This is a genomic window from Kyrpidia sp. (genome assembly GCF_023512215.1).
Taxonomy (GTDB): Bacteria; Bacillota; Bacilli; order Kyrpidiales; family Kyrpidiaceae; genus Kyrpidia; species Kyrpidia spormannii.
Map to the genome: position 1 here is coordinate 43,413 of NZ_JAILZZ010000005.1, position 19,586 is coordinate 62,998.

The 19,586-nt window shown below is 60.1% G+C and carries 16 protein-coding genes; 5 read left to right on the forward strand and 11 right to left on the reverse strand.

From position 1 onward, the window contains the following. Positions 1–36: 36 nt before the first annotated feature. The 7 genes from trmL to pstB all read right to left on the reverse strand — a co-directional run bounded on the left by trmL (position 37) and on the right by pstB (position 6,528). Positions 37–510, reverse strand: coding sequence for a tRNA (uridine(34)/cytosine(34)/5-carboxymethylaminomethyluridine(34)-2'-O)-methyltransferase TrmL (trmL, locus tag K6T64_RS03510; protein ID WP_100668415.1), 474 nt, complete (start codon positions 508–510; stop codon positions 37–39). A gap of 113 nt (positions 511–623) precedes the next feature. Next, positions 624–2,492 (reverse strand): HAMP domain-containing sensor histidine kinase, encoded by a 1,869-nt coding sequence (locus tag K6T64_RS03515; RefSeq protein WP_288008576.1) that lies wholly within the window; start codon positions 2,490–2,492, stop codon positions 624–626. Beyond that, complete coding sequence (locus K6T64_RS03520) at positions 2,477–3,190, reverse strand: response regulator transcription factor (RefSeq protein ID WP_288008636.1); 714 nt, start codon at positions 3,188–3,190, stop codon at positions 2,477–2,479. Before K6T64_RS03520 ends, K6T64_RS03515 begins: the two co-directional genes overlap by 16 nt. A gap of 74 nt (positions 3,191–3,264) precedes the next feature. Beyond that, the gene (gene pstA, locus K6T64_RS03525; protein ID WP_288008577.1) at positions 3,265–4,110 is read right to left on the reverse strand and encodes a phosphate ABC transporter permease PstA; all 846 of its coding nucleotides are present in this window, start codon (positions 4,108–4,110) and stop codon (positions 3,265–3,267) included. A gap of 2 nt (positions 4,111–4,112) precedes the next feature. Further along, positions 4,113–5,048: a phosphate ABC transporter permease subunit PstC gene (pstC, locus tag K6T64_RS03530; RefSeq protein WP_100668420.1), complete on the reverse strand. Its 936-nt coding sequence runs from the start codon at positions 5,046–5,048 to the stop codon at positions 4,113–4,115. A 29-nt stretch (positions 5,049–5,077) separates the two neighbouring features. Then, positions 5,078–5,737, reverse strand: coding sequence for a phosphate signaling complex protein PhoU (gene phoU / locus K6T64_RS03535; RefSeq protein ID WP_100669500.1), 660 nt, complete (start codon positions 5,735–5,737; stop codon positions 5,078–5,080). A gap of 14 nt (positions 5,738–5,751) precedes the next feature. Beyond that, the gene (gene pstB, locus K6T64_RS03540) at positions 5,752–6,528 is read right to left on the reverse strand and encodes a phosphate ABC transporter ATP-binding protein PstB (protein WP_100668421.1); all 777 of its coding nucleotides are present in this window, start codon (positions 6,526–6,528) and stop codon (positions 5,752–5,754) included. 211 nt (positions 6,529–6,739) lie between these two features. Here pstB and K6T64_RS03545 point away from each other — a divergent pair, with 211 nt between their 5' ends. Then, positions 6,740–7,474 carry a response regulator transcription factor gene (locus K6T64_RS03545; protein ID WP_288008578.1) on the forward strand — a complete coding sequence of 245 codons (735 nt, stop codon included), beginning with the start codon at positions 6,740–6,742 and terminating at the stop codon, positions 7,472–7,474. A gap of 48 nt (positions 7,475–7,522) precedes the next feature. On the opposite strand, the gene K6T64_RS03550 is transcribed toward K6T64_RS03545, so the two are convergent. Both K6T64_RS03550 and pstS read right to left on the reverse strand, forming a co-directional pair. Next, a complete protein-coding gene (locus K6T64_RS03550; protein ID WP_288008579.1) occupies positions 7,523–9,844 on the reverse strand; it encodes a methyl-accepting chemotaxis protein in 2,322 nt (773 codons plus the stop codon). A gap of 176 nt (positions 9,845–10,020) precedes the next feature. Then, positions 10,021–11,121 carry a phosphate ABC transporter substrate-binding protein PstS gene (gene pstS / locus K6T64_RS03555; protein WP_100668424.1) on the reverse strand — a complete coding sequence of 367 codons (1,101 nt, stop codon included), beginning with the start codon at positions 11,119–11,121 and terminating at the stop codon, positions 10,021–10,023. 307 nt (positions 11,122–11,428) lie between these two features. Between pstS and K6T64_RS03560 the strand changes: the two genes are divergently transcribed. Beyond that, on the forward strand, positions 11,429–12,436 hold the full coding sequence (locus K6T64_RS03560) for a mechanosensitive ion channel family protein (protein ID WP_100668425.1): 1,008 nt from the start codon (positions 11,429–11,431) through the stop codon (positions 12,434–12,436). A gap of 369 nt (positions 12,437–12,805) precedes the next feature. Here the strand turns inward: K6T64_RS03560 and acnA are convergent, their stop codons facing one another. After that, positions 12,806–15,517, reverse strand: coding sequence for an aconitate hydratase AcnA (acnA, locus tag K6T64_RS03565; RefSeq protein WP_288008580.1), 2,712 nt, complete (start codon positions 15,515–15,517; stop codon positions 12,806–12,808). A 299-nt stretch (positions 15,518–15,816) separates the two neighbouring features. Here acnA and K6T64_RS03570 point away from each other — a divergent pair, with 299 nt between their 5' ends. Continuing rightward, a complete protein-coding gene (locus tag K6T64_RS03570; protein WP_288008581.1) occupies positions 15,817–16,440 on the forward strand; it encodes an NUDIX hydrolase in 624 nt (207 codons plus the stop codon). Between the two features lie 45 nt (positions 16,441–16,485). On the opposite strand, the gene K6T64_RS03575 is transcribed toward K6T64_RS03570, so the two are convergent. Further along, the gene (locus K6T64_RS03575) at positions 16,486–17,520 is read right to left on the reverse strand and encodes an amidase domain-containing protein (protein ID WP_288008582.1); all 1,035 of its coding nucleotides are present in this window, start codon (positions 17,518–17,520) and stop codon (positions 16,486–16,488) included. Between the two features lie 147 nt (positions 17,521–17,667). On the opposite strand from K6T64_RS03575, the gene K6T64_RS03580 reads away from it, so the two are divergent. Together K6T64_RS03580 and K6T64_RS03585 are read left to right on the forward strand one after the other, a co-directional pair. Next, positions 17,668–18,423, forward strand: coding sequence for an IclR family transcriptional regulator (locus K6T64_RS03580; protein ID WP_288008583.1), 756 nt, complete (start codon positions 17,668–17,670; stop codon positions 18,421–18,423). A gap of 44 nt (positions 18,424–18,467) precedes the next feature. After that, a complete protein-coding gene (locus K6T64_RS03585) occupies positions 18,468–19,583 on the forward strand; it encodes an isocitrate/isopropylmalate family dehydrogenase (protein ID WP_414467671.1) in 1,116 nt (371 codons plus the stop codon). Positions 19,584–19,586: the final 3 nt, after the last annotated feature.

The window sequence follows — 19,586 nt, forward strand, 5'->3', positions numbered from 1 at the left end:
AGGCGCCCCCCCTTTTGCCACTTCGTGAACCCGGATTCACACGAGACCCGGAAAACCGTTCTGCCGAAGCGCCTCAAACAACGCCAAAGCCACAGAGTTCGACAGATTTAATGACCGAATGTCCGGACGCATGGGGATCCTCACCGTTTGCTCGGGAAATCGCTCCAACAAAGCATCGGGCAACCCCCGGGTTTCTTTTCCAAACACCAGAAAATCCCCGGGCTGATACCTCACCTCGGCATAGTGACGCTTCCCCTTGGTACTAAAATAAAAAAAGCGCCCCTCCGGGTGTCGTTCCAGCAGTTCTTCAAACCGATCGTGGTACTCAACGTGAACCAAATGCCAATAATCCAACCCCGCCCGACGCAGGTGGCGATCATCCACCTCAAATCCCAAAGGACGGACCAGATGAAGGACCGTTCCCGTGGCCGCACACGTGCGTGCAACATTCCCGGTGTTGGGAGGAATCTCCGGCTCCACCAGCACCACGTGAAAAGGTCGTCTCTCCATCCCTGCACCCCCATTATACTGCGCCCCGGGCAGCGCCTCCAAGAGCCCGTCCCGGCTTCCTGGCCCGACGCACACCCTCGAACCCCCGGCCCCACTCCGTTCCTCGGCCATTGTCAGGGTAAACTGTCCGGAGGCCACCGGCGGGGGAATTGAACAAAAAAACGACTCCCTTTCCCCACTTCACTTTCAACTCCCACCCGGCCTCCGTGAAGCTGTACCACATGTTTAACGATGGCGAGCCCCAGCCCTGTGCCGCCCGTGGCCCGAGACCGGGCCTTATCCACCCGGTAGAAGCGTTCAAACACCCGGTCCCGGTCTTCGGGGGGGATTCCAACCCCCGTGTCGGCGACCTCCACCTTGACCTCCCGGGGATCCGTGCCCACGACCCGGACATCCACCCGCCCTCCGGCTGGAGTGTATTTTAGCGCATTGTCAATCAAATTGCTCAGTACCTGCCTCACCCGGTCGGGATCCACTTCGGCCCGGCAATCGCCCTCTTTGTCCAAATAAAGATGGGACCCGGCTTGCTCCGCCGCATACCCGTAATCCTGCACCACATCCCGGGCCATCTCCGCCAGATCCACCGGTCTCCGGTGTAGCGTGGTCAGGTGGGACTCCAGCCGGGAAAGATCCAACAGATCCCGGACCAGCTGTTCCAGTCGCCGGGCCTCCCGATTGATCAACTCCAGAAAATGTTTTCGCTCCTCAGGGGCCAAATCCTCTTCCACCACGGTCTCTGCCAGTCCGCAAATGGCGGTCACCGGGGTTTTGAGTTCATGGGAAACATTGGTCACAAATTCTTTGCGCACCTGTTCCAGCCTTCGACGTTCGGTCACATCGTGAATGATCACCACGGCCCCGCCAGACAAACTGCTTCCGCCGGATAAGTGCCTCCCTTCAGATCGACCCACATCCTTTGTCGATCCGGCCTCTTGCCCCTGGCCTGGGATCCGGGGGATCGGCACCACGTGCACCTCCACCTCCCGGCGGGCCGGGCCGAACACCCCGTCGTATCGGCCCCCCTCGCCGTTGCGAACCGCCTGATCAATCATCGCATAGATCGGTTGGAACGCTTGAATCCCCCAGAACCGCCGACCGATCACCCGCTGCTCCCCGATCAACTCGGCCATGACCGGATTAATCCACTCCACCCGACCTCGGCCGTCTAGGGCCATGACCCCGCTGACCAGATGTTGCATCGTGATTTCCAGCCGGTCCTTTTCCAGGTGAAGTTTCTCCACACTCATGGCCAGATCCTCCGTCGAGCGCTGGAAGGCAGAGGCCATCTCGGCCAACTCCTCGGCCACTTGGCCAAGTTCATCCTTGCGTCGAAAGGGCAGCCCGTGGTATCGCCCCTGGGCCCAATCCGCCGCTGCCCGCCTGAGTTGGAGCAACTCGGTCCGGATATTCCTCGCTACCACCGCCGACCACGCCACTCCCAAACCAACGCTGACCCCCAGACCCAGCAGCCAAGCCCACCACGCGCCAAAGGGGGCCACCACCTCGGCCAAGGGTGTCTCCAGCCACACGACCCCCAGGATGCGATCCCCCGCCCGGACTGGCGACGCCGCCCGCACCACCAACCGGCCCACGGGATTCTGCTGGACATCGGTGGCCGTCTCGCCGGCCAAAGCCCGGTTCAGTTCCACCCCAGGCCCGAGCTGGGCGGCTGCGTTCGAATCGGCCGAACCCCCGGTTCCCCCGGAAGACGCGATTACCCGCCCATCGGGGCCATACACCCGGCATATCGCATCGAGCAACCCAGCAGTCTGCTCGGCCCATCCGATCAGCCTCACCGGCTCGGACCAGCGCATACTCGCGTCCTGAGCCGCCAGTGCCGCCTCCCGGGCGGCGATGCCCTGCATCTCGATCATCGAGCCCCGCACCTCACTGCGCACCACCCAAAGGCCCGTCCACAGCCCGGCCACAGCCGACAGGACGAATCCCATCACCACCAGCCGGCGACTTAACGATCGCCCCATTCCAGGCTCCCTCCGAACCCGTAACCCACACCCCGAACCGTAGTGATATACCGTGGCTTTCTGGGATTCTCTTCGATTTTGTCCCGAAGGTGGCTCACTATGACGTCGACAATCCGGGTATCGCCGGCATAAGTGTAGCCCCACACCTGATCGAGCAACTCGTCCCGGGTCCACACCCTCCCCGGTTTCGACGCCATCACCGTCAACAGTGTGAACTCCCGGGCGGTGAGTTGCACCGGCTTCCCCGCCACCTCCACCCGGTACTCCTGGGGCCAAATCACCATATCTCCGACACGAATCTCGTGGCTCGCCCCCCCTTGGCGATGGGAACCGGCAGCTGCCCGGCGCAAAACCGCTTTCACCCGGGACACCAGCTCCCGGGGCAAAAACGGCTTTGTGACATAATCGTCCCCGCCCAGATCCAGCCCCAACACCCGGTCCACCTCGTCATCTCGGGCTGTAAGAAAAATCACCGGAATTCCAATCCCGTCGTCTCGCCAACTGCGGCACAAACTCAAGCCGTCCATCCCGGGGAGCATTACATCGAGGACCACCAGGTCCACATTTCCCTCCCGGACCTTTCGATCCGCCTCCTCACCACTCTCCGCTGTGTCCACCGCATACCCCGCCTTCTTGAGGTGCCAGGACACGAGCTCGACAATGGCCGGCTCGTCATCGACGATCAATACATTGCCCATGCTCACCGCTCCTCGCCGCACGGTACTCTCCTCACTCCTAGTGTATCACGTGCCGCCGCGGCTTGTCCCCCGCTTTACCGTCCGACACCCATCCGGTCTCTGAGCGCCACCCTTGCCACAATGTTGATCACCAGCACGATCAGCACCAAGGTCAAAGCCCCGGTCCAGGCCTGCTGCTGCCAGTCCGGATAGGGCGAAATCGCGTACACGAACACTTGAAGTGGCACGGCGGCAATGGGTTTGAAAATACTCGACGGCCAGAATCCGCTGCCGAAGGCGGTGACGATCAGCGGCGCCGTCTCCCCCATCACCCGGGCCACCGCCAGCATCACGCCGGTCAAAATTCCCCTCCTGGCCGCGGGCATGACCACCCGCCACACCGTCTGCGCCCAGTTCGCCCCGAGGGCCAGCGACCCCTCCCGCAGCGCCACCGGCACCATGCGCAGCATCTGCTCCGTGCTTCGCGCCACGGTGGGCATCATGAGCACCGCCAGAGCAAGTCCTCCGGACAGGGCCGAAAACCCCTGCATGGGGATCACGACAATACTATAGATGAATAGCCCCACCACGATGGAAGGAGCCCCGGACAGCATGTCCGCCACCCAGCGCACCAAATCCCCCAGGCGCCCCCTCCCCCACTCCGACAGAAAAATGCCCGCCCCAATTCCCAGGGGCACGCTGACCAATGACGCGATGGCCACCAGAATGAGCGAGCCGAGAATGGCGTTGCCCATACCTCCCCCGGGCACCCCCGTGGGTGCGGGGATATTGGTGAAAAATGTCCACGACAACCCCGGCAACCCCTTCCCGAGCACGTAAAACAACACGTGAAACAGAGGTATGACCGCCAGAATGACCATCAGGGCGCTGATGAGTGCAGCCAGGACATTGGCCACCTTTCGTCGCAAGCGCCTCCCCACATTCAAACCTCCCTTCCGGCCCGGGCCATCAACCGGACCACCAGCCAACGGGACAACAGGCTAAACAGGGCCGTCACGATAAAAAGCGTAAACCCGATCTCCGAGAGAGCCGAAAGATAGAGATGGGATGTGGCCTCGGTGAACTCGTTGGCGATGACGCTCGCCATACTGTGACCCGGTGCAAACAGGGAGGCGGATACCTCCGGGCGGTTGCCGATCACCATCGTCACCGCCATCGTCTCCCCGAGAGCCCTTCCGAGCCCCAACATTAAGGCGCCGATGATCCCCGGCCATGAATACGGCAACACCGTGGAACGAATCATCTCCCAATGGGTGGCGCCCAGGGCCAGCGCCCCTTCTTTGATCGCCGAGGGAACCACAGCCATGATATCCCGGGATAGGGAGGTTACCGTCGGCAGGATCATGATCGCGAGGATAAACCCGGCCGTGAGCAGCCCCACCCCGTAGGGCGTCCCCTGAAACAAGGGCAAGAATCCCAGGTGCGCCCCGAGCCACGGCTCCACACTGGTGCGCATCCACGGCGCAATGGCAAAAATCCCCCATAACCCGTATACCACGCTCGGGATTGCCGCCAAAAGCTCAATGATAAAGCCCACCACCGATGACAGCCATCCCTTGAGGTACTGGGTCAGAAAAATCGCCGATCCGATACCCACGAAAATCACCAAAACCAGGGCGATCAATGATGTAACCACGGTGCCGTAAACAAAGGGCAGAGCCCCGAATTCATTATTTACCGGATCCCACTGCCGCCCGATAAAAAAGCCCAGTCCAAACTCGCGGAACGAAGGCATCGACTGGATGGCCAGCAACACCACGAGAGCTGCTGCCGTCAAAAGCAAAAGGATCGCCATGGCCGACACGCCGATCCGAAACCACGTGTCGGCCTGGCGCGACAAGAACCGCAGTCGTCCCACCGCTCGACATCCTTTCCTTTAGCGTCCCATCACAGGTTGAGGTCTCGACGCTCCCCCGTCACCATGTAGATGGTCCATTCCCCGATGTTCGTAATGTGGTCCGCCACCCGCTCTAAGCTCTGGGCCACAAACAGGAGTTGGGTTGCCTGGCGAATCGTGGAGGGATCTTCGATCATCAAAACCAGGAGTTCTCGAAAAATCTGGCTATACAGGTGATCCACATCGTCATCCCGGTCGGCCAACGTCTGGGCCAGATCGGCATCCCGGTCCACAAACGCCCGGAGGCCGATGCCCAGCATCTCCTGGGCGATCTCCCCCAGGCGCGGAATGTCGATCAGGGGCTTGATCAGCGTTTCTCCAGACAATTTCAGCGCCGTCCGGGCAATGTCGACCGCGTGGTCCCCCATCCGCTCCAGATCGGTGACCATTTTCAGCACCGTCCCGATGGTCCGAAGGTCACCGGCCATCGGTTGCTGCAGGGCGATGAGGCGCAAACAGCGGTTTTCGATCTCCACCTGCATGTCATCCAGCTGGTCATCCCGTTCGATCACCTGCTCCGCCAAAGACTGGTTCAGTTCTTTTAAGGCGGTTACACTATCGCGCACAGCCTGGCTGACCAGCCCGCCCATCGCCAAAAGACTCTGCTCCAGGGACTCCAACTCTTCGTGAAACCCGCTGCGCGTATCCACCACGGTCGCCTCCTTTAGCCGAAGCGGCCGGTGATGTAGTCCTCCGTACGTTTATCCTGGGGTTTTGTGAACAATTCGTCCGTGCGATTCACCTCCACCAGTTCACCATTCAGGAAAAACGCCGTGTAGTCCGACACCCGGGCCGCCTGCTGCATATTATGGGTTACGATCATAATAGTATAACTCTCTTTTAGTTCTGTAATCAATTCTTCAATTCGAAGAGTAGAAATGGGGTCCAGGGCGGACGTCGGCTCGTCCATGAGCACCACCTCCGGTTCCACCGCCAAAAGTCGCGCAATGCACAGTCGTTGCTGCTGACCCCCGGAAAGACCCAGGGCCGGCTCGTGGAGTCGATCTTTGATCTCGTCCCAAAGGGCCGCCCGGCGCAGGGAACGCTCCACAATCTCGTCCAGCTTCTTCTTGCTCCGGGTACCGTGGATGCGCGGCCCGTAGGCCACATTGTCGTATACCGACATCGGAAACGGGTTTGGACGCTGAAACACCATCCCCACCCGCTTTCGCAAATCCACCACATCAATGCGCGGCCCGTAGATATCCATCCCGTCGATTCGCACCGTTCCGGTGATACGCACCCCGGCAATCAGGTCGTTCATTCGGTTCAACGTGCGGAGAAACGTCGATTTTCCGCACCCGGACGGGCCGATCAGGGCCGTGATCGCCCTCCGGTGGACGCCCATCGATACATTGAACAACGCTTGCGCCGATCCATAGAACAGATTCAATTGTTCCACATCGATTTTGACCTCACCCGCAGCCGGCAAGGCGTCCATGACCATTCCTCCCCGCGCCGCCACCTACCGTGCACAGCCGGCGGCACACTGCTTTTAGTCTATCGAACAAACGTAAATAGATCATGAACCGAATGTGAACCTTGGGTAAATACAATTTTACAGACCATCTATACAAATCTCACAACGAGACAACATAAAACCATTACAATAAGAAGACACAAGCACGTTTCGTTCTGGGAGGCTGGCCGAGGTGGAGCGAATCCTGGTGGTCGATGACGAAGAAGCGATCCTCGCGGTCCTGCAGTTTCATCTTGAAAAAGCCGGATATGTGGCCGAAACCGCAACCCACCCCGAGGAGGTGTTTCAGCGCCTTCGGGAGGGGGAGCCGGTGGACCTCATTATTCTGGATCATATGCTTCCAGACATGAGTGGATTGGACATCTGTAAAATTCTCCGGCAAGAAGGAATCACGATCCCGATTATTTTTCTGACCGCACTGGACGACGAAGTGGAGCGGGTCCTGTGCTTGGAGATGGGCGCCGACGACTACATCACCAAACCCTTTCGGCCCCGGGAATTGGCGGCCCGGATTCGGGCCGTCCTCCGAAGGTACCAACTGTCCGGCGACGGGGAGCGGCGCAGTGCGGACGTGCTCCACGCAGGACCCGTCATCATCGATTTGGCCAAACATACCGTGACCGTATTCGGGCAGGAAGTTTCCCTGACCTTGAAAGAGTTTCAACTGCTGCACCATCTTGCTGAACATGCCGACAAAGTGGTCACCCGGGACACCCTCCTCGATCATATCTGGGGATTTAAATACACGGGCGACACCCGGGTGGTGGATGTGCACATCAGCCACTTGAGAAACAAGATCGAGCCGAACCCCGCTTCCCCCCAATTGATCAAAACGGTCCGTGGGGTCGGTTACAAATTGATCACCGGGAGGGCGGTGCCGGGGGATGACCCGGAGGAGGATGAGTAGGTGACAAGGGGGCCCTTCCATACTTTCCGGGCCCTCGGCACTCGCCGGCTAGGTTCTAGCCACGAGCGCTCCCGGCTCCTCAACCGGGGCGGGCCCGGCGGACCCTCCGGAGCCCGGCTCGGGCACCTCGATCTTTCCGGAGGGGACTTCTCGAGAAGCCGCCTCATTCTCCTCCGCCCCGGAGTCCGGCTCAGACCCCGTTTGTTGCTCATTCTCGGAATCCGGGGGAGACGCGGACGGCTTCGATAAGGACGTGTTCTGCAATCCCCAAAACGAGATCACATCGAGTAAGGACTCTCCAAGCCCTTCCAGATTTTTCATCTCCTGTTTCAATAAGCGGAACAAGTGGTGCTGCTCCCCGAACCCCGACGATAGCTCTTGGGTGGCCGCCGACGTCTCCCGGGCGACCTCCAGCACCCCTCGCATGTTTTCCACCATGGACTCCCGGGCGACCGCCATCTGCGCCTGGGCGCCGGCCATCTCTTCGATGCGAGTCGCTATCCCGCCGAGGGCTGACACCACCTGATCGAACGCCCCCTTAGCCCGTCCTGCCGTCTCCACCCCTTGAACCAAACCCCGACGGCTCTCCTCCATCGCCTGGCGGGCTTCGGCGGCATCCGCCCCGACCTCCGCCGCCCGCCGCTGAATCTGGGCGGCGTTGTCCCGACTCTGTTCGGCGAGACTTCTAATTTCCTCCGCCACCACCGCGAATCCCCGACCCTCAGCCCCGGCCCGGGCGGCCTCGATCCCGGCATTCAGCGCGAGAAGTTCCGTCCGGCGAGCCAATCTGCTCACCAGGTCCACCGCCTCGGAGATGACCAGACTGTGGTCGGCCAGACGGCCCACCCGAGCTCCCGCTTCTTCCATTTTTGCCACGAGATTCTCCCAACTCCGCTCCCAGGCCTCCATGACCGCTCGGGCGTCCTGGGCCACGCCCCGGGCTTCGACGGACTGTTTCACCACTCCGCGGAACTGCGCCTCCCAGCCAGCCAAAAGCTGGGCCAGCACCTCCAGTTCCTCCCGGGCCCGGGCCGCCTGCTCCGCCTGATGAGCTGCACCCGCGGCGATCTGTTCCGTGGACAGGGAAAGGCTAACCGCCACCTCCTCGGCCGTGGAGGTACTGCCCTTCGCCCGACCGATTCCTGCACCCAGAGTGTGGGCCGCCTCCCGGAGGCGACCGGATACCTGAGTCATCTTTTCCACCATGACCAGATACCCCCTAGCAAGGTCCCCCACCTCATCCTTCCGCAGAGCTGTCCTCTTCATTCTCGTTCTCTCCATATCAGAGAGCCGCAGTTCCCCCCGGGCCACCCGGCGAATCCCCCGGGCGGCCAGCTGAATCGGCCGGGCCAACCCTCCGGCGGTCAAGGCACTGAGCACCATCGAAATCACCAAGAGCATGGCGGTGGAAACGATCAACGTCCGCTCCAACACCGCGGCCCCCTGGGTCAGATCCGAGACCGGCCCGCCAGCAGCAATGACCCAACCCCAGTCGGGAACCGTATCATAGGCCGCAAAATGCGGTTCAACCCCTCCCCCCGGCGCAGCCCACTGGTATTCCATCGTTCCGCGACCGGTCTGCACCATCTTTTGCAACCATGAACCATCGCCGCCGGACGTGGGCGTGCCGCTGGGTGGGACCGCAAAAGTCGGGGCCTGACCGCCTGTGGCCCCATCGCCCGCCTTCACCGCAAAAGCGTATCCCCGGGAACCGATATGTACACTCCGGATATGATCGGCCAGCCGGTCCATATACGGTTGCAGGGCGACCTCAATACCGATGGCGCCCACCACATTCCCTCGATCATCCGCCAGGGGCATGTCGTACACTTGATACAGCCGCCCTTGAATCATGACGACTCCGGAGTAGTAGGCCCCTTTGCTCAGAGACTGCAGTTCCTGGGGAGACAGGGGCGCCTCTCCCAACACCCGTCCCTGGCCGTCTTTTAACGAGGTGAGCGTCCGGACGAAAGAATCCCCCCGTCGCACGGCGATGCTCACATCGGTACCCGTAAACTGGGTGAGCTGGGCCAAGAACTGTTCATTGCCGCTTACTTTTTCTTTGCCGAAGTAAAGGCCGTCATCCCGGGCCGCCGGGGCTCCCTGATCGGCCCGCAGGCGCGAGATCAAAAAGCTGGCTTGCTGATAGCCTTGATTCGCCCTTTGTACCGCCACACCTTGAAGTTCTCTCCCCGACTGCACCAACAGACCGACAATCTGTGTGGTCTCCTCCGCCGCTCTTTGCTGGGCCTCGTGTTTGACCAAGATGACCGAGAGAACGCCCAAGCATCCCAGTGCAACCAGCAGCAAAAGACCAGTCACTGCTGACAACCGCCAGCGTAGCGACGAAAACCCCTTACCCCATTGCACCCTGACCACCCCGCGCCAAAGATGACGTCAACGTCAAAGCGAAAGAACCTTCAGGCCAAGCGGTGTTCGCAGCCAAAAAAACGGCGGACGAACGGGAACGTCCTCCCGCCCGTCCGCCGCACGCCCCGCATGGGCACCGGTCACGGCTGCCGACACCCTCCCCAGGCGTCCGATCGTTATTGCATCACCGGCTGGCCGCCTGCCTGGATCTGCTTCAACAGCCCCACCGCCATCTCCTGCACATTTTGCGGCAGGGGAGCATACTGAATGGTGGTCGCCAGCTTCTGCCCATCCGTCACGACATACTTCATCACGTCGAGTAAAGTCTTGGCTTTGTTGGCGTCTTGCTGGTCTTTCCAGAGCAGTACCCAGGAGTACCCGGCAATGGGATAACTGCCGTCTCCCGGCGCGTTCACGATGGAGAAGTTATCCGCGCTGACGTTCGGGAACTGGGAGGCCGCCGCCGTCACCGATTCCAAGGTCGGAGCCACGTATTTGCCCGCCTTGTTCTGCAGGGCCACATAACTCATCTTGGTCTCCAGCGCGTAAGCCAGCTCCACGTATCCGAAGGCACCGGTGGTCTGCTTGATCTGGCCGGCTACGCCTTCGTTCCCCTTGGCGCCGAGGCCGCCGGGCCACTGAACCGATTTACCTTTGCCAATCGAGGACTTCCACTCCGGGCTCACCGTGCTCAGGTAGTCGGTCACGATATAGTTCGTCCCACTGCCGTCAGATCGGTGAACCGTGGTGATCGGTAGGTTCGGCAACTGGACATCGGGATTCAACGATTGGATCGCAGGATCATTCCAGTTTTTGATCTTGCCGAGGAAAATCTTCGCCACAACATCCGGGGTCATCTTCAGTTGTTGGGTGACGTCCGGCAAATTGTACGCCAGGGCCACACCACCCAGAGCCACCGGGATCTCCACCACATCGCCACCCGACGCTTTGGCTTTCGCGTATTCATCTTTGTTGAGCGGCACGTCGGTGGCACCAAAGTCCACTAACTTCTTGGTGAACTGCTCGATTCCGCCCCCGCTCCCGATGGACTGATAGTTGACTTCCACATTGGGATGGGCGTTTTTGTATTCCGCGAAGGCCTTAGAAAAATACGGATAGTCGAAGGTCGATCCAGCACCGGTCAGCTGAACCCTGGCCTGACCGCCACCGGTTTGATTGGTGTTGCCCGGGGTGGCACTGCTTCCGCACCCAGCTAACAGGGTGGCCGTAAGAGCCAGGACCCCAAAGGGCTTCCAAACCCGTTTCACAATTTGCATCCTGTGCGCTCCTCCTTCTTATCATTTCGACCCCAAGTATAGCGATCCGATCTAAACGCAACATGAACCCACTTTAAAACTTATGTAAAGATCTCGCCGAATCTCGCAAAAAACGGTGCATCTTCGATACGACCGCACCGCCTTCGTACGAGAATCAAAGCCCTGACCCCCCTTCCACCAAGTAGAATCCCGTTTGGTTTTTGAGAACCCCCGGGACGATTTGCTAGAATAGACCCGTGCCGTACCGGGCATCCACCGTTCAAACGCCATGCGGTGCCCTGCGGGTGAGAGAGGAGGTCCCTGATCGATGACCCTCGATTCTCAGGAAAAATCTAGATTTCCTTGGAAACAGACCTTTGTCGCCTTTTTTCTCCTCATTGTATTGGCCATCCTGCTGGAAATCGGGTCAGATCTCGTCACCAGCCGACTCGCCAAGGAATACCGCACCGTCTTTTCCACAGGGACGGCGGTGTTATGGGTTGTCATCGGTTTTCTCCTGGTGAACCGCATGCGGCGCATCCTCATGAGCATCGTCTATCACACGCCCCGACACGCCAGCATGTGGAACCTCGGGGTCAACGTCCTGACGGGATTTGCGTACTTATTCGTGGCGGTGTTCAGCCTCCGCATGGCCAACACCTCGGTCAGCAGTCTGTTGGTCAGCGGCGCGGTGACCGGCGTCATCGTCGGAATCGCAGCCCAGTCCACCTTGGCCAATATTCTGGCGGGCCTCGTGATCATGACCTTGAGACCTTATACGCTCGGCCAGCGCATTACCTGCCGTTCCTGGATGTTCTCCGGCGCAGAGTACACCGGTGTCGTCGAGGAATTGAACCTGTTTTATACGGTGCTGCGGGATGGGGAGATCACCCGGGTTCTCCCGAACTCCACCGCCGTGGTGGCCGCCGTCACCATTCATTCCGAAGACACAGCCTACAGCACCTTCACCCTCGGGCTCCCGTACCATTGTCCCCTGTCCGCCGCCCGGGAAAAACTCCGGACCTTGGCCGGGCCGGGAACGGACCTTTGGGTAGACTCCTTCGGTGAGAAAGCGGTCCAGTGCCGTGCCCGCATCCCCGCCGGCGACCCCGACGCGTTGCGGCGTCTTATGGTATGGGCCGAAACCTTTTCGCGAGATGCAGGGTCTGCGGAACGTGAAGACCTGCAGCTTGGCGTCCAATCCAGCGGTACCGGAGAGCGCGAAAAAAGTCTGTCAAAGGATCTATCCCCCGATGGTGACGGGATACAAGCACGCGACCCGGCCCGCCCGCCGAGTCCTGAGTCCTCTCGGAACCGAGGGCTCGGCGAGTCATGACTTTCCGACAATTTTTCCTGCGGACGGCCCTTTTGGCGGCCGTTTGGGTCCTGATCCTCGCCCCGGCCACCGGGAGCCGGGATGTCTTCGATACGCCGGTTCGAACCTTGCTCATAGCCGTTTTGCTTGGCGTGGCGAGTTCCTTCATATGGTTTGCCCTCGAAAGGTCGTCCACAAAACACCGGCGCCGCAGAAAACGAAAAAAAACTCCCGTCCGCAGGAGGAAGACAGGTGCCCGAACCCGCAGGGGCCGAAAATAGGAACAACGGGAAAACATCTACGAAAAAAAGGCGCCCGAAAGCGCCCTTTTTTTGTAGGTTCAATGGCACTGAATTCCTTGCATCGCCCGCCCGGGCGGGAGCAAGCCGTTCAACCGTTCAGCAGTTGCCGCAACACCGTTTGCAGAATCCCGCCATTCCGGTAGTATTCAATCTCCACCACCGAGTCCAGGCGCACCAAAGCTTCGAACTCCCGGCGCCCGCCGTCTTCACCCACCGCGGTCACCCGGACGGTGGACAGGGGCTTGATGTCATCGGAGAGACCTTGAATGTCAAACCGCTCTTTTCCGGTCAACCCCAAGCTCTTCCAGCTCTCTCCCTTGGTGAACTGGAGCGGCAATACCCCCATCCCCACCAGATTCGAACGGTGGATCCGCTCAAAGCTCTCGGCCAGGACCGCTTTGACACCGAGGAGCATCGTGCCCTTCGCCGCCCAGTCCCGGGAACTTCCGGTGCCGTACTCTTTGCCCGCCAAAACCACGAGGGGCGTGCCGTCCGCCTGGTATTTCATCGCCGCATCATAAATCGGCATGGTCTCGCCGGTGGGCAAATACACCGTCACTCCGCCCTCGGTGCCCGGGGCCAACAGGTTTCGAATCCGGATATTCGCAAAGGTTCCCCGCATCATGACCTCGTGGTTGCCCCGCCGGGAGCCGTAGGAGTTGAAATCCCGGCGTTCCACGCCGTGCTCCATGAGGTATTTGGCCGCGGGGGAATTCGGCGCGATACTCCCCGCCGGGGAAATGTGGTCGGTGGTCACCGAATCCCCCAACAAAGCCAGAACCCGTGCACCGCGAATATCCGCGATATGACCCGCTTCCCGGCTCAGATTGACAAAGAAGGGCGGTTCTTGGATGTAGGTCGAGTCAGCGTCAAAATGATACAACTCCCCTTCGGGAGTGGGCAGGGCGTTCCACCTCTGGTTCGCCGTGAGCACATGGGCGTACTCCTCGGAGAACAATTCCGCCGTCACCGCCTGTTGAATCGCGGCTTGGACCTCTTCGGAAGACGGCCAAATGTCTTTGAGATATACGGGGTTGCCATCGCGATCCGTCCCCAGGGGTTCTTTTGACAGGTCGATATCCACCGTTCCGGCCAGGGCGTAGGCCACCACCAAAGGCGGAGACGCCAGATAGTTCGCCCGGACGAGGGGATGAATCCGGCCCTCAAAGTTCCGGTTGCCGCTGAGTACCGCCGCCACGGTCATATCCTTCTCCTGGATCGCCTCGGCCACCTCGGGATCCAGGGGACCACTGTTCCCGATACAGGTGGTGCACCCGTATCCCACCACCGCAAAACCGAGCTGCTCCAGGGCTGGCAACAGTCCTGCCCGCTTCAAATAGGCCGTGACCACCCGGGAGCCGGGAGCCAGGGAACTTTTCACATAGCGCGGCTTTGTCAGCCCTTTTTCCACGGCCTTTTTCGCCAACAGGCCCGCACCGATCATCACCGAGGGATTTGAGGTGTTGGTACAGCTGGTGATGGCGGCGATGACCACCGCCCCGGTGCGCAGAGTCTCCCGGCTGCCGTCCGGGTATTTTACATCCGAAGTACGAGCCAGGCCCTCTTTGCCGAATCCAAAGCCGCCCTGATCCACCGGCGATTCCACCGCTTTTTCAAAGGACGCCTTTAAATCCGGCAACGGCACCTTGTCCTGGGGCCGCTTCGGACCCGCCAACGTCGGTTTCACGGTGGAGAGATCCAGTTCCACGATGTCGCTGAATACCGGCTCGGGAGCCTCTTCGGTATGAAGCAGCCCCTGGGCTTTCAGATACGCCTCCGCCAAAGCGACATCTTCAGCCTTTCTCCCGGTCAACCGCAGGTAATCCAACGTTCTTTCATCGACAGGAAAATATCCCATCGTCGCGCCGTATTCCGGCGCCATGTTGGCGACCGTCGCCCGGTCCGCCACGGTGATAGAGGATAATCCGGGGCCGAAAAACTCGACGAATTTCCCCACCACACCCTTTTTGCGCAGAAGGTTCGTCACCGTGAGCGCCAGATCTGTGGCCGTCGACCCCTCGGGCAGGCGGCCGGTCAGCCGGAACCCGATCACTTCCGGGATGAGAAAATACAGCGGCTGGCCCAGCATCCCGGCTTCCGCCTCGATGCCGCCAACGCCCCAACCGAGTACGCCCAAGCCATTGATCATGGTGGTGTGGGAGTCGGTGCCGACCAAGGAATCGGGAAAAAGGACCGTCTCATCCCCGTCTTCCCGCCGTCCCACCACAGAAGCCAAGTACTCCAGGTTCACCTGGTGGACGATGCCCGTCGATGGTGGCACCACCCGGAAGTTCTCAAAGGCGCCCTGAGCCCAGCGCAAAAACCGATAGCGCTCTTCATTGCGCTGAAACTCCAGCTCCATATTGCGCTCCAGGGCCTCGGGGGTGCCGTACAGGTCGACTTGAACCGAATGATCGATCACCAGGTCCACCGGGACCAAGGGGTTGATTTTGCCCGGATCGCCGCCCATCTCTTTGACTGTCCGCCGCATCGCCGCCAGGTCCACCACCGCAGGCACGCCGGTGAAATCCTGAAGAACGATGCGGGCCGGCTTAAAGGGGATCTCCACAGGGTGACGGTGACTCTCCTGCCAATTGGCCAATTTCTTGACATGTTCCTCGGTGACCCCTTTGCCGTCCACCTGCCGCAGTGCCGCCTCCAACAACACCCGAATGGAGTAGGGGAGTCGAGAAATCGGGCCCACGCCCTGTTTTTCCAGGGCGGGCAGGCTGTAATAAACGTAAGACTTCCCCCCCGCCTCAAGCGTCCGCCGGGTTTGAAATACGTCCTGACTTGCCATCATTTTGCACCTCGCCTTTTACCATGATCGGTGTCCCTGTTGCAAACAGCTATAGTGTAGCGCATTTCCTCTTTTTCGTGAACGTTTTACCAAGCTGTTTCGTCGAACCCGGCCTGCTGTGCCTATTCCCAGTGTGTCGATTCGCCCTTCGGATCATCCCAAAAACGCGCCTTTGGGGCCTTCCGTCATAAACTTTTTGACCCGACCTTGGAGATCTTTACAACTCGGTCCTTCTTCACAGCTATAATGGATTTTGGGAGTAGAATCCCGAGCATTCGCGAAAGATGGGGAACGATGGCATGGAAACAGACGCGTTGGAGAACTTCCTAAAGGAGAGAAAACCGAGGATTCTGGGCAGCGAAGGTATGGTGCAAGCGGCCGTGGCGCTGCCTCTCCTGGAGGGAGACGGAGGATGGCAGCTGGTCTTTGAAGTGCGCTCCCACCGGCTTCGCCGCCAACCCGGCGAAATCTGTTTCCCCGGCGGACAAGTGGAACCGGGAGAAGATCCGGCGATGACGGCCATTCGGGAAATGGGGGAAGAGCTGGGGCTGCCAGAAAATCGCATCAAGGTGTTGGGGCCGCTCGACATTCTTGTAAACCCGTGGCGGACCATCGTCTACCCCTACGTGTGCCGGATTGACCCCGAACCCCTGCGTCCAAACCCCGATGAAGTCGAAGAAGTATTTTGTGTCCCCGTGGATTACTTTCTCCGTCATCCCCCGGAGGTGCACCACGTCCACCTGGACGTGCACCCCGAGGAAACTTTCCCCTTCCACCGTATTCCCGGCGGGCGCAACTACCCCTGGACCCGGGGACAGACACCGGAGTATTTTTACGAGTACAAAGGGAAAGTGATCTGGGGACTCACCGCCCGGATCCTGAAACATTTTCTCGATCTTACGACAACAGGTAAAAGCCGGTAGATGTGGGGCATCCGGGGCCCGAGACCGGACGGTCCCTCTTCCGGGTTACCCGTCCTCAATATGGATAAAGGCATATCGGGTTTCCCGGGTCCAAGCCGGGCTGTCGCCATAATCCCAAAGTCGATGGTAACTCGCGGTGGTGTGTGCGTTCACCAAGGGCTGTCCCTCGGGATCAAAATCAACAACGACAGCGGCGTGCTGCCACGTTCCATCCCCGTTCCAGTCGTAGAGGATGATGTCCCCCACGTATAAGCGTTGGGGAAGGTCCACAAACCGCACTTTCCCTTCCCTGGCCTTCTGCACCATATACCAATACAGACTGTGGGAGACAGCCCAACTCAGACTCCAGCGGTCCTCACCGCCTTCCTTCCAGGCGTACCACCACCCTTGCTCTGGCCGCTCGGCAGGCTCCATGGGAAAACCCCCATGCCACAGGCATTGGGAAACAAAGTTGGTGCAATCGACCCGAAAGGCGCGAAAACGCGGATTGTACCCGTCCCACCACAGTTCGGCGTATTTGAATACTTGGAGGCGGTCAAAACGGCGAAAAGAAAACAACTTGCGCCAGCGCTCCCGCCACCATCCCGGAGCCCGGTCCGCACTTTTCCCCTCTTGCTCCTGGGGGGAAGTTCCCCAAACCGCCCGATCGGCATCATTCAGCGGCCGCTCTTCCACAATTCTCCATGTACCACCTGCCGGAAGGAGGGCGAGACGCCAAGGATAGATTCGCCGTTCTTCTCCAACGTCTTCCCCGGTCCGGTACAACAGTTGCACGTGTTCCAAGACGTCCACCCACAGTTTTTCAGTGGATAAACGCGCAGACGCCGGTTTTTGACTTTTGGGATCACCAGGCCCGTTTGTCAGTTGTCGGTGAACCCGGCGAGTGTCGACCCGGGTAACGGATTGGAGGACCGTTCGGCGCCGACGGGCCAATCGTTGGTACCACAGCAGGGCTTCCTGACAACCGTGGACGCGAGAAGACGCCACCATCCGGCTGAGCCCCGCTCCGCCCTGGAACCAGATTTGATTTTTCTGTTCATAATACGTGCGAATTGCGTCGGCCCACCCCGGGTGGTTCACCGCCCCCGCCTCCTCGCGACCGCCTCTCCTTTTTTCATATGCGGCAAACGGAACGGTTCATCCCTTTTCAGCTGATAAAAGGCTGTGATAAACTACTGGATGAAACGAAGTTTTGTACGGTGAAACAGGGTCGGGGAGGATGCGGATGTGGCGGAGGGACAACGTGGCACCGTCCGAGCAGTGGAGCGGGCGCTAGACATACTTCTCTGTTTCTCCAGTACCGAGATGGAACTGGGTTTGAGCGAAATTTCAAAGCGGGTCGGTCTACACAAAAGCACGGTTCACCGGCTTTTGGCCTCCTTGGAAAGCCGGGGGTTCATCCGCCGGGACCCCCGTACAGATAAGTACCGCCTGGGTTGGAGCATTCTCGAACTGGTTAGCAATATCCACCAATCCGGGGATCTGTCCACGTTAGTTTTGCCGGAGATGACCCGGCTGCGTGACTTGTTGGATGAAACGGTGAGCCTCTACATTCGCTCTGGCACGGAACGGATTCGCATTCAGGCGGTGGAAAGCCATCAACCAGTCCGCCGGGTGGCCAATATCGGGCAGCGCCTTCCTTTGTACGTCGGCGCATCCGGGAAAGTCCTTCTGGCCTGGTCGCCCCCCGAAGTGGTGGATGAAACGCTCAACGATCCGAGAGTCCCGGACCGTTTCGATCGAGAAGAGTTCCTTCGCCAATTGCAGCAGGTTCGGGAGAATGGGTACGCCGTCAGTATCGAGGAGCGAGAGGCGGGAGCAGCGGCGGTGGCGGCGCCCGTTTTCGATCGGGGCGGTGCCCTCGTTGCCGCCTTATCCGTTTCCGGGCCAGCGGATCGGTTCACTCCGGAAGCTATGGACCGTTTTGCTCCCGCCGTCATGACCTCCGCCCGGGTGATTCACCAACTCCTCACCGCCGGCTAACCCGAACGGCAGAAACCGGGGCAAGCTAAAACCGGCTGGAAATTATGCAGATTTCAGGGGGTAATACAGTGGCTGAGAAAACGGTGATCGTCATGGAAGGAGACCAGACCGGGCAAGAGCTGTTAGAAGAGGCGCTTCGAGTGCTCGATGCCTCGGTCATCGGGTTTGAGATCGAATTTCGCCGCTTCGACCTGAGTCTTCAACACCGCCGGGATACGCGGAACCAAGTGGTCCACGAGGCTGCAGCGGCGATGCGGGAAACCGGCCTGGGAATCAAGGCGGCCACCATCACCCCGGAAGCGAAAGGAGACGTGGGGAGTCCAAACGCGATTCTACGGGAAGAGATCGACGGAACGGTCATCGTGCGCACGGGTCGCCGGATCCCCGGGCGGGCCCCTTTAACCGGGGTTTACGCACCGATCTCCGTGGTGCGGATGGCGGTGGACGACGCCTACGGAGCGAAGGAATGGCGGGAGGGAAACGGGCTCGATGAGGTGGCGTACCGAACCGAACACATCTCCCGACGGGTCTGCCGACAAGTGGCCGAATTCGCCTTCCAGCAGGCCAAACGGATGAAGGCAAAAGTTTTTGGTGGGCCCAAATACACCGTGAGCCCTGTGTACGAAGGAATGCTCAAGGAGGAACTGGATGAGGCGGCAAAGCGGCACCCGGAGGTCCGCTATGAACCGCAATTGATCGACGCCACCTACGCCCTCCTGTTAACCACCAGTGGAGAACCCTTGGTGATCCCTACCCTCAACCGGGACGGGGATTGCATGAGCGACCTCGTTCTCCAGATGTTCGGTTCCATCGCGGGGTCGGAGTCCCTCCTGTTATCCGTGGATGATCATTTGCGGCCCAAAGTGGTGATGGCGGAGGCGCCCCATGGCACAGCGCCCGCTCTGTACGGAAAGAATGTCGCCAACCCCATGGCCATGATCTTGGCCGGGGCAGCCCTTTTGAGCTACTTCGACACGGAGAATGCCACGGCAGCCAGCCGGGCGATCTACGAAGCTGCCCTGGAGGCGGTGGCGGACGGAGTGCGAACGGCAGATTTGGGGGGCAGCACCAGCACAACGGAATTCACCGACGAGGTCATCCGCCGGGTGCGCACCAAACTGGAGGTCTGGGAAACTTTGGGCGAAGCTGGCGCCCGGTGAGGG